The following is a 13735-nucleotide window of genomic DNA, read 5'->3' as shown; positions in this document are numbered from 1 at the left end:
CCTATAGGCATTTCGCGCTACCGGCTCCGTCGTCGGCCACCTGCCGGCAGATTGCCCGAAACGGCGCTCTGTCCGCAGGGAGCCATTCGATTGCTTGCTCGCTGCACGGCAGGTATTTTAGAAGGCTGCCTTCAAGCAGCGTCCGAATTCCATAGAAAATGACGAGATGCCTGGCTGAAACATGAAGGAACAGACCTTTGTCCACCGGCCGGATGATCACCCGTCCGTCACCGAAGTCCAGCAACCTGTCGGGACCTGCGGACACGATGGACCGGCAGAAATCCTGGACCCTCGCGCAAACCTTTTCGGCTACGCATTGTGCATGCGCGACAGCGACGAAGGCCTCGGCAATATGTTTGTACATTTGATCTCCAATTTAGCCCCAACGGCCCGGCCTGCTGTGCGTCGGCAACCCACCGTGGTGGAAAACGCTTCAGTTCACGCCAATATCGCTGCGAACATTCCGGCTTCAGTTCTCGTGAAGCGCGGGCGTCTGTAGAGCGGTTCGACGACATGGATCTTGCTGCGCATCTGCTCGAGAACGCGCGGTGACACCTCGAAGGCGCCGCAGCATACCGGAAATCTGCCAAACCCTTCGGCGCGGCCGAGTTCGTCGAATTCGGCGCCTGCCCGCTGATAGATCCGCTTCATGTGCGGTTCGTAGTTAGAGATCAACATATCGATACCATTGTCCAGAGCGACTTCGCAGAGGGCGAGCAACAGCAGCGAAAAGGCTCGTTCCGGCCGCATGTCGGGAAACGCGTGCCCGACAGCCCCATCATCGATGCACATCCGCGTGCCTTCCCATATCCCGGGCGCGATGAGATCGCAGGCGTCGGGGAATGTATCGCGGAAAACGTCGTAGAGCAGCGTCGGACCCGTCGTTGGCATCAGCCGGACCGAACCGTATAGCCGTTCCCGTTCTTCGTCGCACCAGAGCAGATACGCGGGATGAAGATCGTCGTATCGGTCGCGCTCGCGTGGACCGGACACGGGGACAGCCCAGCCGAGTTGGTCGACGAAAACTTTTTTCCTCAGCCGGAACGACTGGTCGAGCAGGCTCCGATATTTGTGAAATTCATGCGCTTGAACAAGGAGATACATGTTGGCCTCCATCTGATGACGGAAGCAAGCATGCGGCTCCTTGCGTCCCCGAGAAATACTCGAAAATCAGCTCCCCGAATCCTGAGTATTGCCATACGGGTTTATTAGGCGAAGCTGAATCGCAAGAGCAGTCGCAGAGGTGGTCGATGCGGCCCCTAGCTTGGTCCGGGCGGTCGTCAGGTATCGTTGTGTGGTATGTTCGGACAGTCCCAGGATTTCGGCGATCTGCTCGTTGGTCTTGCCGAGCGCGCTCCAATGGAGGCACTCTTTTTCGCGTGGCCCGAGCCGTGGAACTGGATCATTCTTACCGTGCAGCTCGAAAACAGCCTTCTTGTGGATCAGGAAAGCGAGTTCCAGCCACTCGCTTCGATGCAGACTAATGCTCGCGCTCCATTCCGCCGGCCGCTTGTGAGAATTAAAAGACAGCAGGGCGCGACGCGACTTGTCGACGATGGGAATGGAGTAACCGCTTGCACCAACGCCGTGTTCCGCAGCATCGGCTAGAAATTCGTGGGCTGTTGCCGGGATTTCGACCTCGCGCCAGTCAAAAGGCATTTGCCGCATGACGCCGTCCCGGAGGATGGGATCGACTTTGGCGTATCCTCTGAGAAGATAGCGTGAAACCCAGAGAGTGGGATACGTGGTCCTTACAAAGGGTGTGTCAACGACATCGGCGATTGCCTGGGCTAGATGATAGGTGGAAAAGTCGATTCTATAGGCGTCACTGAGGGCGTGGAGAGCGCTCTCGACATCCGGCGCTGCGTTGATCTCGCGAAACGCGATTTGGAAAGGCGCTGATTGAGGGTCCGAATCCATTTTAAACTCCTTCAGGGGAAGGCAGGTGTTCGGCGCGCCTCCTGGTCCAATCGCTCACATGGAGGGTGGCCGCCGAACCTCCCATCGACAGAGATGCCGTGGGACGGAGATGGATAGTGTCATGTTATTGTATAACATATCGCATAATCTATCTTATGGAACTTTTGGTGGTCCAGTTGCAATTTGATCAGGCGGAGAAACCGAAGGATTAACTCCGCAGGTTCCATGTTGATCGGGTCACAGAACGGGTCCAAGACCACGCATGAGCACGCCGCTATCAATTTTTCTGGTGCTCTGCACTTCCTCAGGAGTGCCGCCATTCGCCGCCGAGCGGTATCCCGCCTCAACAACCGCGAATGCATGCTCGGCATCTCGCAAAGCTGCGATGGGAGGTCGACCGGCCCGAAGATCTGCCCAGCATTGCCTTAGAAAGGTCGAGTAGTAGGCGTCCGTATTGTATTCCACCGTTTCGGAGCGCCCCTGCTGCTGATCGCGCGATTTCCTGTAGAACTGGTCCGAAAATCCTCGGACATACGAATTTCCGTGCGAGATTGAAAACGAGAAGTCGCGCTGATCCTCTGCCGTCGATGGATATAGATACCCCGTCTCAATTACGCCGATCTGACCCGCGGCGGTGCGGCATGTGAAAATCGCCTGCTCCTCAACCGTCACATCAGGTCGATAGGTCTGCATTTGAGCAGAAACCTGTGTGATGGGGCTGTTTGTCAATGATGAAATCAGGTCGATGAAGTGAACCCCAACATTCAGCGTGGATCCACCACCGGCAAACTGTTTGTCGAGCATCCAACTGCACCCTCCCCGCTCATATCGAGCGACAGGCCCAACAATGAATCGAAATGAGAGATGCTGATAATCGTCGTGGGAAAAACCTTCTGACACTGACAGGCGGCTCGCGAGGTCGCTCACTCGCAGGATGAACGGGACACTGACATAGACGCCACGCTCTTCCGATAGATGGCGTATTCGGCTGACTTCCTGAAGATTAACACCGCACGGCTTTTCAATAAGGAACGGTATGCTGCGCAAGATCAATCGCTCGGCCAACTCCGCCATATCTGAGTGTCGGCTAAAGACCAAAGCAAAGTCGAAATCCTCTTTGAGAAGATCTTCGTTCGACGCAAATAACTTCGTGTTCAGCTGACTGGAGAATTTTTGTCCTGCATACGATGCGGTGTCGGATATACCAATCACCTCTATTCCCGAATCCTGCAGCGCGGACAAATATAAAGGAAAGTGCCAATGGCTGACGTCGAATATCGCAATTCTCATACTTTCCTCCGCAGTTTGATTCGTTAACCAGAATCATTTCTCAGCCGTTGATGCGGTGCCCGCTAAAGATCGTTGCGCTTTGCACTTCGTAACAATTTAAGAAGTGCGTGGGCAGTATTCACGTCCCTAGCCGGCTGGTCAGATCCACAGACCGCGGGGACTGAAAAGTTGCGGCCGCACCGCTGATGTGTTAATAGAATTGTATTCCGGCAAACAACTATCGTGGTATCATGCGACTTGTCAAATCCCTCATCGACCGCTGCTTTGATCTCATCACACTTCTCAGTGAAAACGCCAGCGGGTTGTCGCTTGGGGAGATCAGTCGGCGATTAGACGTTCCAAAAAGCGCGGCTCATCGCCTGCTTACAAATTTGTGCGAGCTGGGTTGGGCTGAACAGGTTCCTGATAGTGGTTACTATCGCCTGTCACTGAGACTGGCGGTTGTTGGCCAACGTCTCCTTGCAGGCACAAAGATCCCCGATATCTGTCAGCCAATCCTTGATCGCTTGGCAGACACGACGAAGGGCCTAGGCAGAATTGCTATTATTGATCCGGACGGCCTAACGTGGATTGCCCATTCGCAAGGGGTTCGCTCAGGTTTGATATATCAGCCTGAACTGGTGGCAAAGGTGCCGCTTCACACGACAGCAAACGGCAAGGCGTGGCTGGCGACACTTGACCGTGACGAGGCTTTGGCTCGCGCTGTGGCCAGCGGTCTCGGGCGTACAGACATCGGAGGCCCCCGGGCCATCACGACCAAGCAGACATTCTCGGCAGCCCTTGATGAAACGCAAGAACAGGGCTGGGCAAGTGCCATTGAGGAAGCCGAGCCAGGCGTTGCCGCTATTGCGGCTGTTATAAAGGTCAGCGGGCAGGTTGTCGGTACCGTCAGTGTTGCTGGTCCAATTCACCGGTTTTCGCCGGTCGTGGTCCCAGAAGTCGCAGAGCAGGTAAAGGCAGCGGCGCAGGAGCTTTCCGAACTGTGGCCTTATCGGGTGACACTTCCTGGTCATCAGGCACCGATAGCTACCGTGGCAAAAGGTATGAAAAAAACCGTTTAAGCCAACAACGTAACTTCGAGTTTCTCTAACGGCGAAGGCGCAGCTTGACACCCGCAAACGTTAATGGAATAACGTTCCGATAAGAGCGACTAGCAATCGCGGTCCAGGAGGGGCCGTCTTTACGGCCATGGGAGGTTCGAGTGGCAAATGTTGAGCTTAAATCAGTGCGCAAGGCGTATGGCGCGGTAAAGGTGCTTCACGGCGTCTCCGTCAACATCGACGAAGGTGAATTCGTCACACTAGTAGGGCCGTCGGGCTGCGGAAAATCGACCCTTCTGCGCATGATAGCTGGACTGGAGGGTATTACCGGCGGCGAGATTCAGATTGGTGGACGCACGGTCAACAATATTCCGCCGAAAGAGCGCGACATAGCCATGGTTTTTCAGAACTACGCGCTCTATCCTCATATGAGCGTCGCTGAAAACATGGGCTTTTCCCTGAAGCTAAAGAAGGCCTCCAAAGAAGAGCGTGAAACGCGCGTCAAGCGCGCTGCAGAAATTCTCAGCCTTACCAAACTTCTCGACCGATATCCTCGCGAACTTTCGGGCGGTCAGCGGCAGCGTGTGGCCATGGGCCGTGCAATTGTCAGAAACCCGCAGGTTTTCCTCTTCGATGAACCGCTTTCAAACCTGGATGCCAAGCTTCGGGTTCAGATGCGTGCAGAGATCAAGGAACTCCATCAGCGTCTGAAGACCACGACCGTCTATGTGACGCACGATCAGGTGGAAGCGATGACGATGGCCGACAAGATCGTTGTCATGCATGACGGATACGTCGAACAGGTCGGCGCGCCTCTTGATCTCTATGACAAGCCCGACAACATGTTCGTTGCCGGCTTTATCGGTTCGCCCGCGATGAACTTCCTCAAAGGCCGGGTCGAGCAAAGTCGCTTCGTCCTGGAAGACGGGTCTTCGCTGCCTCTGCCCGATGGCTTCGACCAATCGCCCGAAGAGAGCGTCATATACGGCGTGCGACCGGAACATCTCACCTTGAGCGACAGTGATGGCTTGGCCGTCACGGTCGCCGTTGTGGAGCCGACAGGCTCGGAAACGCAGATTATCGCCCGCCACGGCTCCCAGAGCATCGTGTGCATTTTCCGGGATCGAACTCTTCCGAAGGCGGGTGAAACCATCCGGGTGATTCCGGAACTCTCCCGCATCCATCTTTTTAGGGAAAGCGACGGGAAACGCATTTCCTGACCAACTGATAACGACAGCTGGAGCAGGACGTATCCGCACATCGTCGCTAGGAACGGAAGAAAATGTCGACACCACCCATTCAAGCCGCTGCCAACCCGGTTGCAGCAAAGATCACGAGCCAGGAACCCGAGGCCAACGAAGAGGCGCGCTTGACGTGGGCGCCATATCTCTGGTTTGCGCCCGCCGTTCTGATCCTTTTTCTCGTTACCCTCTATCCGACGGCCTTCGTTGCTTGGCTGAGCTTTCAAAAAACGAAGTACTACGAGTTGGCAGGCTTTGTCGGACTGGCAAATTACCAGGAGGTGCTGACGTCGCCCGAATTCTGGGACACAACGCTGATCTCGCTGATCTACGTTTTCGGCTCACTTGCAGGCGCCGTGATCCTCGGCATGGCAGCGGCCCTTTTACTCAACAATGCCGGCGTTACCGGTTCGGCCCTGCGTGTCTTCATTCTGTTCCCATGGACACTTTCCATGTCGGTGGTGGGGAGCATCTGGCTATGGCTTCTCAACCCATCTTTCGGCCCTATTCCCTACCTCATCCAAGCAACGGGATTCGATCCCGGCCTCATGCTGGGCGACCCGGGGCTGGCATTGCCGCTGATTACACTTGTCACGGCCTGGTGGTCATTTCCCTATGTCATGGTCATGGCCACAGCCGCGATGCAGTCGATCCCCAAGGAACTGTACGAGGCCGTGGAAATTGATGGTGGCGGTGCATTGGTCAAATTCCGTTATGTCACGCTGACACATATCATGCCGACCCTTGGTAGTGCGGCGCTGACCCTTTCGATCATCTACCTCACCCTTATGACGTTGATTATCGTGATGACGGGCGGCGGCCCTCTGGGATCGACCACCACGCTGAGTTTCGAGGCGTTCCGTGGCACGATCCAGGCTGTGAACATTGGCCCGACAGCTGTCGTTTCGATTGTCGTTCTTTTCTTAAATGTAGCGCTGGGTGCGCTTTACACACGCCTCACTGGCCGTGTCACCGGATAGGAGATCCCGAAGTATGAGTACCGCTCTAACCTCAGATCGTCCAGCCGGACGGGTTGCCGCGATAATAGGATCCCTGTTCATTGCACTCATCGTTCTTGGCCCGATTTTGTGGGCCTTGGCAACATCATTCAAGACGGAAGTCGAGGCCGTGGCCGTTCCGCCGACGCTGTTGCCAAATTCGGCGACGCTCGAGAACTACATCAAGGTCTTCCAGGATCAGTCATTTCTCCAGGATCTATGGAATTCTGTCGCGTATGCGGTTGGCGCCGTCGTCATCGCCCTTCTTGTCGGAATACCCGCCGGCTACGCTGCCGCGCGTTTCAATTTCGCCGGAAAACGAGCGCTGATGCTCGTCATTCTTGCAACCTCAATGGTGCCGGGCGTCGCCTTGCTGGTTCCGACCTATTATCTTCTCGACTCGGTCGGTCTCCTCAATAGCGGAATCGTCGTGACAATTATTCTCTCCGCGAGGATCATCCCGCAGACGGTGTGGTTCATTGCCAATTTCGTCGAGGCTGTTCCGGTCGAGATCGAAGAATCGGCTATCATGGATGGAGCCAACCGGTTCGATATCATCTGGAACCTCATCCTTCCGTTGATACGACCAGGCATTGCCGCCGTCGCGACAATCGGAATTGTCACCACCTGGAACGATTACATCACAGTTGCGGTCTTTGCGCCTGATGTGGCCAAACGAACGCTTCAGGTCGCTCTTGTTAATCAGGTCTTTGATGCGATCGGCATCTCCTGGTCCTACATGATGGCCTTTGTGATGATCGCATCCATGCCAGTCATCATCATGTTCGGCTTTATGCAGAAGTGGTTTATCTCCGGCCTCACCGCTGGCGCTGTCAAAGGCTGACCAAAAATCCATCAATCACACCAGGGAGGAATATCATGAAGGCCAAATCAAGAAGAGCTTTGCTCGGGGCGGCAGCGATGCTGAGCCTCAGTGCAGGTGTCTCAACGCTTTTTACACATACGGCTTACGCTCAGAGTAGGGAGATCATCTACTCGACGTTTCTCGATCCCAACAACGACAAGGATCCTCGAGCGGCGGCCCAGACAAAGATGATCCAGGCCTTTGAGACGAAGAATCCGGACATCAAGATAAAGCTGCTTGTTGACCCGACAGGCCAGTCCGTATCTCGCTCGATCAAGTCCGGAAGCCAGACGCCTGATGTTGTGCGCATTGTCGGCTTTGCAATCGCTGAATTCGCGTCCACAGGCAATCTCGTGGATCTGGGCGAGCTTGTAAAGAAAGATGGGATTCCAGAAGACGATTGGCTTCTCCCGCTCTCCAGCGCCAAGGTTGGCGACACTTTGTTTAGCCTTCCGCAGGACTTCCGCATTCCTATCCTGTTTTATCGCAAAGGTGCCCTTCAAAAAGCTAGCGTCACCCCACCAAAAACCTGGGATGAAGTCTGTGCCGCCGGCCCTAAATTCACCGAGGCAAATACCATTCCGTTTGCGGTCCCGCTTGGAGCAACGGGCGGCCTCGGGGGAGCGCAAGGGCTTGGTGAATTCTATCTGAGCTCAATGCTTCCGGGAAATGAAGGTCAATATTTTGGACCGGATGGGAAGATTGCTTTCTCGAAGGAGTCCTTCGTCCTCGCCGCAAAGACCATCAAAGAATTCTTCACGACATGCAAGGTTACGCCGATGCGAAGCGCCCAGATGGGGATCAACGAGGTTCATGATGGCATTCGGTCTGGAACGGCGGCGATGACGGTCTTCGGCCTATATCGTTTCAAGACCGTTCAACAGCAGGGCGGTGGAGACGATCTGGGCTGGGCCCCCGCTCCTGCCTTCTCGGATACCGACAAGCAGACGGTTTACAGCTATCACATTGCCATGAACAAGAAGTCCGAAAAGCAGGATGCCGCGTGGACCTTCATCAAGTTCATGGTCTCGCCCGAGGCGCAGGCCATTGCGGCCGAAGGCGGTGAAGTCGTGTCACGGAAATCGGCATACAGCGCGCCGTACTTCCAGAATGCGGCAGCTCAGAATCAGGTGCAGTGGGCGGATCTCATCAGCAAGCGCGGTCGCACTGTGGCTTACACGCCGATTTTGTCGACGTTTCACACGATTGTCGGCGAGGCTTTCCAGAGAATGATCCTGCGCGATGGATCGGCTGAAGACGCCTATGACGAAGTCGTCGAGCGTTATGATGCAGCCCTAAGCAAGGCGCAGTGATCGCCTGATTGTAAAACAGGCGGGGCGGAACCGGGAGCATTCTCCGTTCCGCCCCGCTTTTTTAGTTCACGAGGTGAGGGTGTTTGGCGACAACATTCTGAAAATAGGCGTAGTGGGAATTTTCGAGGCGCTATCCTGGGGATCGCGCCTCATGTCTTTCCAGCTCAACCCGCCGGCACGTCAATGACGTCCGAGCAGCCTGACCGCGTCGGTTACTTCATCTTCGAGGGATCGATGGTTTTGCCCGTCGTGGCCGAGTCAAAAATGGCGGCGGTTGCCTGAAGACTTCGCATCCCGTCTTCGCCACTTACGAGCGGCTCTTCCTCGCCCGTGATAACGCGTGTGAAATGCTGCAGTTGCAGGCGGTAAGCGTCGGTGGCGGCTTGCACCACACGGCCTTCGCGACTGATCGGCTGCGTCCATCCGGCTTCACCATCGACGCGGTAACGCCACAGGTGCAGGTCCGGGAACTCAAGTGATCCCTCTGTACCGAAGAAGCGATAGGAGTTTTCCCGACTGACGGGAAACAAGGGGTTTTCGCCCGAGTTTAAATCCCACGACCATGGCGACGGGCTGGCATCGCTGCCAATCAGCGTACCCAGTGCGCCGTTCTCAAAAGCGAGCAGGACGGCAACCGTGTCCTCAACCTCATGGCTTCGAGCCGAGGCTGTGGTTTTTGCCGTAACGCTGCTGATCTCTCCGCAGAGGAAACGGAGAAGATCGATATCGTGCACAAGGTTGGTCAGGATCGGACCAGCGCCGATGCGGCGGCGCCAGTCCGGTTCAAAATAGCTGACGGGCTTTAACAGGGCCCAAATCACATTGACTGCCAGCAGACGACCAAGTTCATGCGTGACGATCTTGCGGGCGTGCTGAACAATAGGATTGTGCCGTCGGTGGTGGCCCACCAGGATTTTTGCCCCGCTCGACTGCGCCGCCGCAATTAGTTCGTCGGCTTCGCCCGGCAACACGGTAATCGGCTTTTCAATGAGCACAGAGACTCCGTGAGAGATCGCGATCACGGCTATGTTGCGGTGAAGCTGTGTGGGGGCAGCGATGATGACCCCGTCCACCTTCTGCCGTTCCAGTAATGTTTCGATGGTTCGATAGTGGTTGACGCCCACATCCGCAGCGAAGGTCGCGGCATTATCCGCAGGATCGACGATGCCGACAAGATCGACGGTTGGCTCGTCTGCGCAAAAGAGGGCGTGGCGGCGCCCGATGGCACCCGTGCCAACGACGGCAATTCTGACGGCGGGACGCGCAACGCTGATACGACTAGGCATTTTGTGCCCCTGATGAGACGGCATCAGCCTTGCGACGGGCGATGCCGGGAATCCGGTCAAGAACCGAGAGCGTAAGACCGCCGTCGACCATGATGTTTTCGCCGGTGATATAGCGATTGTTCGGGTCGATCAGAAAATCAACGAGACGCGCGACATCGACAGGCGCGCCAATCCGCTTCAGAGGGACAATGGCCTCTCGTTGGCGCGTGATGTCATCGTCGTCGTATATCGAGCGCGTCATGGGTGTCATTATCATTCCGGGAGAAACGCTATTGACCCGAATGCCGTGCTCTCCCCATTCGAGCGCCATCTGCTTGCACAACATGATGAGCGCCGCCTTCGCGGCACTGTAAGCTCCCGTCTGGCGATGCGGATGAACGCCGGATTGCGATGAGATCGCGACATAGGCACCCTGGCTTTTCTTCAGATGCGGGAAGCCTTCCTTCGCAAGAAGCCAGCTGGCGCGGCAGGTTAAAGCGAACATGTCTTCCCAAACGTCGAGCGACATGTCTTCCAACGATGTCGGATCGACAGCGCCCGCGTTGGAAACAATCGCGTCGAGACCTTTGAACGCGTCCGTTGCTGCGCCGACGAAGTAGTCGGGCACGGCAGGATCGCGAAGGTCGCCCTCGAGGATCAGGACTTCGCAACCCTGATGCCGCAGTTCGTCTGCAAGTCTCACCACGGATTCGCGGCTCTTTCGAACGCACATTGCTATCGCTGAATTTGGCCTGTTGGCGATTTCGCGGCAAATCGTGCCCCCTATCCCCTCGCTCACCCCCGTCACGAGAACGCGCATGTCTACCTCCCTATCTGTTTTTGAATGCACACTAGATGGGCGTCGTCTTTGTTGCCAGACGCTGTGAGTGAGCTCACTCCTGAACTCCCGCCCTCATCCCGCAGTTTGCAATCCGATGCCTATGCTATCGGAACGATATTCCATAATTTACAGCCGCACCTAATCTGTCAAGGCTCGAAAGATGGCCATTTCCTCTTCGGGGCAGCGTTTTTCGCCCGGTTGACAAGCTTAGTTTGCTAGATAGAATGATGTTCCGATAGTGTTTCGGTTGAGACTTTGGGAGGTTTGGCCGGTGCAGCCATGGGTGGGGCACGCAGGCTCAAGTGAGGTCTTGCCGCACTGACGACGTATCATCTGACGAGGCGCCCTGGCGCACGACAGCGAACAAGTGCAACAGGGAGGAAACCATGCACGAGAATTTCAAACTTTCACGCCGTTCACTTTTAGGCGGGATCGCTGCTGCATCCGTGGTCGCCGGGGTCGGAAGTCGCAAGGCATCGGCCCAGTCGGGCTCCACAACCGAGGTGAGTTACAACGGCTTTCTCGATCCGGCAAACGCCAAGGATCCACGCGCAGCCGCGCAAAACCGCATGATCGAAGCATTCGAGAAAGCAAACCCATCCATCAAGATCAAGGTCGTCGTGGATCCGTCGGGCGCAAATGGCATCCGCGCTGCGCGCGCGCGTGCCGGTGCGCCGGATGTCATACGCGTCACAAATTTTCAACAGCCCGAATATTCATCTACCGGCTCAATCTTGCCTATTGACGAACTCGTGGCGCGCGATGGGGTTGATACGAACGATTGGCTCATCCCGTTGGAGCAGACGAAGGTCAACGGACAATTATGGGGTTTGCAGCAGGATTTTCGCATTCCAATCCTCATCTACCGCAAGAGCCGGTTTGCAGAAGCTCAGATCTCTTCTACTCCGGGCACCTATGAGGAAGTCGGTGGCTTGGGAGCGAAACTTACAAAAGGAGCAACGATCGGGTACGCTGTCCCGCTTGGCATCACGGGCGGTATAGGCGGCGCACAGGCATTCAACGAGTTCATCACCAGCTCGATCCTTGCCGGTAATGACGGCCCCCTATTCGCTCCCGATGGACGAAACATCGCTTTTGCTGATGATCGGCTTCTGCTGGCGGCATCGACAGTGTCCGATCTCTTTGCAAAAAAGGCCTCCACGCCTGTCAGTTTGCAATACGGATACAATGAGTTGCAGGACGGTCTGCGGTCTGGAACGGTCGCCTCCGCATCGTTTGGGCTTTACCGATACAAGGGAATCGAAAAGGCGATCGCCGACAACGATCTCGCCTGGGCTCCGGCGCCCACTATTGCGCGAAACGACAAGCTTACCGCTTATGGCTTTCAGTTGAGCATCAATGCGAACTCGCCGAACAAGGAGGCTGCGTGGGAGTTCGTGAAATTCATGGCAAGTCCTGAAGCGCAAGCTCTCGCTGCGCGTGGCGGAGAGGTTGTCGCGCGGGCGAGTGTTTACAAAGACCCTTATTTCTCGACGCCTGAAGCCGCGGACCAACTGGGCTGGAAAAACCTCGTGCAGGAGCGCGGACGCCTGGTCACTTACTCTGTCATTCAATCTATCTTCAATCAGATTGCCGGCGAGGAATTCCAGCGCATGATCCTGCGCGGCAGCACGCCTGAAAGCGTCGTTTCGCAGGTCAAATCCCGCTACGCCGAGGCTCTTTCGAAATCTTGAGCGGTCAGGAGCCGCCTCTCGCAATTGGGATGCGGTGCAACCACAACCGCACTTAACGAAAACAGCAACGATCCCAAAGCAGCTTGCTTCGCGTTCATCAATGTCGATTGAACCGAGTTTGGCGCAGGAGACACAGCCATGAGGTATCGATATCTAGGCCGGACCGGGGTCCAGGTCAGCGAGTATATGCTCGGAACCATGAGTTACGGATCGGACGGCAACGCCGACGAAGGCGAATGCGTCGATATCGTGCATCGGGCCCTCGACCGGGGGATCAACTTCATCGATACTGCTGACACGTATTCCCACGGGGAAGCCGAGAGCATTGTCGGCAAGGCGATTTCAGGACGGCGTGACAAGGTCGTACTGGCGACGAAGTTCAGGCTTCCGGCGGGCGACGGCCCTAACGAACAAGGTGGATCGCGCTACTGGATAATGAAGCAGGTCGAAAACAGCCTGCGGCGGTTGAAGACAGACCACATTGATCTCTATCAGATGCACCGTCCGGATCTTCAAACCGATATCGAAGAGACGCTGGGCGCATTGAGTGATCTCGTGACCCAGGGCAAGGTTCGTTACATCGGATGTTCTACAGCACCCGCGTGGTATATTGCTGAAACCCAGGCTGTCAGTTGTCTGCAAAAGCTCTCCCGGTTTGTCAACGAGACATCTCCCTATTCGATTTTTCAGCGCGCTGTTGAGCGCGAGACATTGCCGGCCGCTCAACACTACCGGATGGGTTTTACGGCATGGAGCCCTCTGAACGGTGGGTGGCTGACGGGCAAATATTCTGCCGGCGCCATGCCGGCCGGTTCGCGCGCGGACCGCGTCCAAGGCCAATGGGGAAAGCACTACCCCATTTTGCAATCGCGCTTCGACATGCAGCGCGCCGGCAATCGCCGAAAGCTGGAATTACTTCCGGAGCTTGAGGCCATCGCCCGACAGGCAGGACTTTCCCTCATGCACATGGCTCAGGCGTTCCCACTTGCACACACCGCCGTCACTTCCGTCATTCTCGGACCCCGCACGATGGAGCAATTCGACGGAATGGAGGCGGGGTTCGAGGCGAAGCTGGACAATTTGACACTCGACCAGATCGACGCGCTCCTTCCACCCGGTGGGCTGATCGAAGAGGCAGATCGTGGCTATGTCTCGCCGTGGCTGGCTCCCGAGATTCGTCGGCATGCTGGCACGGGGTCCGGCAAGGCCGCCTAGCGTCCGAAGGGACCCCGTCCTTTGCTACCCTACAGCAAACAGGTTTCATCCTC

The 13735-nt window shown here is 56.2% G+C and carries 13 protein-coding genes; 7 read left to right on the top strand and 6 right to left on the bottom strand.

The genetic code is table 11. The annotated features are described in order from the left end of the window. Position 1 precedes the first annotated feature (1 nt). The 4 genes from rctB to O9X91_RS22070 all read right to left on the bottom strand — a co-directional run bounded on the left by rctB (position 2) and on the right by O9X91_RS22070 (position 3210). A complete protein-coding gene (gene rctB, locus O9X91_RS22085) occupies positions 2-364 on the bottom strand; it encodes an SMa0974 family conjugal transfer regulator (protein WP_142914054.1) in 363 nt (120 codons plus the stop codon). Between the two features lie 74 nt (positions 365-438). Next, a complete protein-coding gene (locus O9X91_RS22080) occupies positions 439-1104 on the bottom strand; it encodes an acyl-homoserine-lactone synthase (RefSeq protein WP_142914055.1) in 666 nt (221 codons plus the stop codon). A 66-nt stretch (positions 1105-1170) separates the two neighbouring features. Then, positions 1171-1920, bottom strand: coding sequence for a LuxR family transcriptional regulator (locus O9X91_RS22075; RefSeq protein ID WP_142914056.1), 750 nt, complete (start codon positions 1918-1920; stop codon positions 1171-1173). Positions 1921-2157: 237 nt separating this feature from the next. Next, entirely contained in the window at positions 2158-3210 is a 1053-nt protein-coding gene (locus O9X91_RS22070; RefSeq protein ID WP_142914057.1) for a Gfo/Idh/MocA family protein, read from the bottom strand. 230 nt (positions 3211-3440) lie between these two features. Between O9X91_RS22070 and O9X91_RS22065 the strand changes: the two genes are divergently transcribed. The 5 genes from O9X91_RS22065 (at position 3441) to O9X91_RS22045 (ending at position 8667) form a co-directional block, all read left to right on the top strand. Then, the gene (locus O9X91_RS22065) at positions 3441-4271 is read left to right on the top strand and encodes an IclR family transcriptional regulator (RefSeq protein ID WP_142914058.1); all 831 of its coding nucleotides are present in this window, start codon (positions 3441-3443) and stop codon (positions 4269-4271) included. Positions 4272-4411: 140 nt separating this feature from the next. Further along, positions 4412-5470, top strand: a complete 1059-nt coding sequence (locus O9X91_RS22060) for an ABC transporter ATP-binding protein (RefSeq protein WP_142914059.1) — start codon at positions 4412-4414, stop codon at positions 5468-5470. A 62-nt stretch (positions 5471-5532) separates the two neighbouring features. Further along, the gene (locus O9X91_RS22055) at positions 5533-6471 is read left to right on the top strand and encodes a carbohydrate ABC transporter permease (RefSeq protein WP_065658870.1); all 939 of its coding nucleotides are present in this window, start codon (positions 5533-5535) and stop codon (positions 6469-6471) included. A gap of 13 nt (positions 6472-6484) precedes the next feature. Beyond that, a complete protein-coding gene (locus O9X91_RS22050; RefSeq protein ID WP_065658869.1) occupies positions 6485-7333 on the top strand; it encodes a carbohydrate ABC transporter permease in 849 nt (282 codons plus the stop codon). Between the two features lie 35 nt (positions 7334-7368). Further along, positions 7369-8667: an ABC transporter substrate-binding protein gene (locus O9X91_RS22045; RefSeq protein ID WP_142914060.1), complete on the top strand. Its 1299-nt coding sequence runs from the start codon at positions 7369-7371 to the stop codon at positions 8665-8667. 212 nt (positions 8668-8879) lie between these two features. On the opposite strand, the gene O9X91_RS22040 is transcribed toward O9X91_RS22045, so the two are convergent. Continuing rightward, positions 8880-9953 (bottom strand): Gfo/Idh/MocA family protein, encoded by a 1074-nt coding sequence (locus O9X91_RS22040; protein WP_161596394.1) that lies wholly within the window; start codon positions 9951-9953, stop codon positions 8880-8882. Continuing rightward, positions 9946-10752: an SDR family NAD(P)-dependent oxidoreductase gene (locus O9X91_RS22035; RefSeq protein ID WP_142914062.1), complete on the bottom strand. Its 807-nt coding sequence runs from the start codon at positions 10750-10752 to the stop codon at positions 9946-9948. Before O9X91_RS22035 ends, O9X91_RS22040 begins: the two co-directional genes overlap by 8 nt. Before the next feature lie 407 nt (positions 10753-11159). Between O9X91_RS22035 and O9X91_RS22030 the strand changes: the two genes are divergently transcribed. Then, positions 11160-12467, top strand: coding sequence for an extracellular solute-binding protein (locus O9X91_RS22030; RefSeq protein ID WP_142914063.1), 1308 nt, complete (start codon positions 11160-11162; stop codon positions 12465-12467). A gap of 138 nt (positions 12468-12605) precedes the next feature. Beyond that, a complete protein-coding gene (locus O9X91_RS22025; protein WP_142914064.1) occupies positions 12606-13682 on the top strand; it encodes an aldo/keto reductase in 1077 nt (358 codons plus the stop codon). Positions 13683-13735: the final 53 nt, after the last annotated feature.

It is taken from the genome of Agrobacterium salinitolerans, assembly GCF_027498475.1.
Lineage (GTDB): Bacteria > Pseudomonadota > Alphaproteobacteria > Rhizobiales > Rhizobiaceae > Agrobacterium > Agrobacterium salinitolerans.
This window is presented reverse-complemented; position numbering and strand designations above follow the sequence as displayed.

Excerpts from the sequence above, each read along its gene's own strand:
- O9X91_RS22065 (WP_142914058.1), top strand. The coding sequence starts at position 3,441 with ATGCGACTTGTCAAATCCCTCATCGACCGCTGCTTTGATCTCATCACA.
- O9X91_RS22035 (WP_142914062.1), bottom strand. The coding sequence starts at position 10,752 with ATGCGCGTTCTCGTGACGGGGGTGAGCGAGGGGATAGGGGGCACGATT.
- O9X91_RS22045 (WP_142914060.1), top strand. The coding sequence starts at position 7,369 with ATGAAGGCCAAATCAAGAAGAGCTTTGCTCGGGGCGGCAGCGATGCTG.
- O9X91_RS22075 (WP_142914056.1), bottom strand. The coding sequence starts at position 1,920 with ATGGATTCGGACCCTCAATCAGCGCCTTTCCAAATCGCGTTTCGCGAG.
- rctB (WP_142914054.1), bottom strand. The coding sequence starts at position 364 with ATGTACAAACATATTGCCGAGGCCTTCGTCGCTGTCGCGCATGCACAA.
- O9X91_RS22055 (WP_065658870.1), top strand. The coding sequence starts at position 5,533 with ATGTCGACACCACCCATTCAAGCCGCTGCCAACCCGGTTGCAGCAAAG.
- O9X91_RS22025 (WP_142914064.1), top strand. The coding sequence starts at position 12,606 with ATGAGGTATCGATATCTAGGCCGGACCGGGGTCCAGGTCAGCGAGTAT.
- O9X91_RS22050 (WP_065658869.1), top strand. The coding sequence starts at position 6,485 with ATGAGTACCGCTCTAACCTCAGATCGTCCAGCCGGACGGGTTGCCGCG.
- O9X91_RS22030 (WP_142914063.1), top strand. The coding sequence starts at position 11,160 with ATGCACGAGAATTTCAAACTTTCACGCCGTTCACTTTTAGGCGGGATC.
- O9X91_RS22070 (WP_142914057.1), bottom strand. The coding sequence starts at position 3,210 with ATGAGAATTGCGATATTCGACGTCAGCCATTGGCACTTTCCTTTATAT.
- O9X91_RS22080 (WP_142914055.1), bottom strand. The coding sequence starts at position 1,104 with ATGTATCTCCTTGTTCAAGCGCATGAATTTCACAAATATCGGAGCCTG.
- O9X91_RS22040 (WP_161596394.1), bottom strand. The coding sequence starts at position 9,953 with ATGCCTAGTCGTATCAGCGTTGCGCGTCCCGCCGTCAGAATTGCCGTC.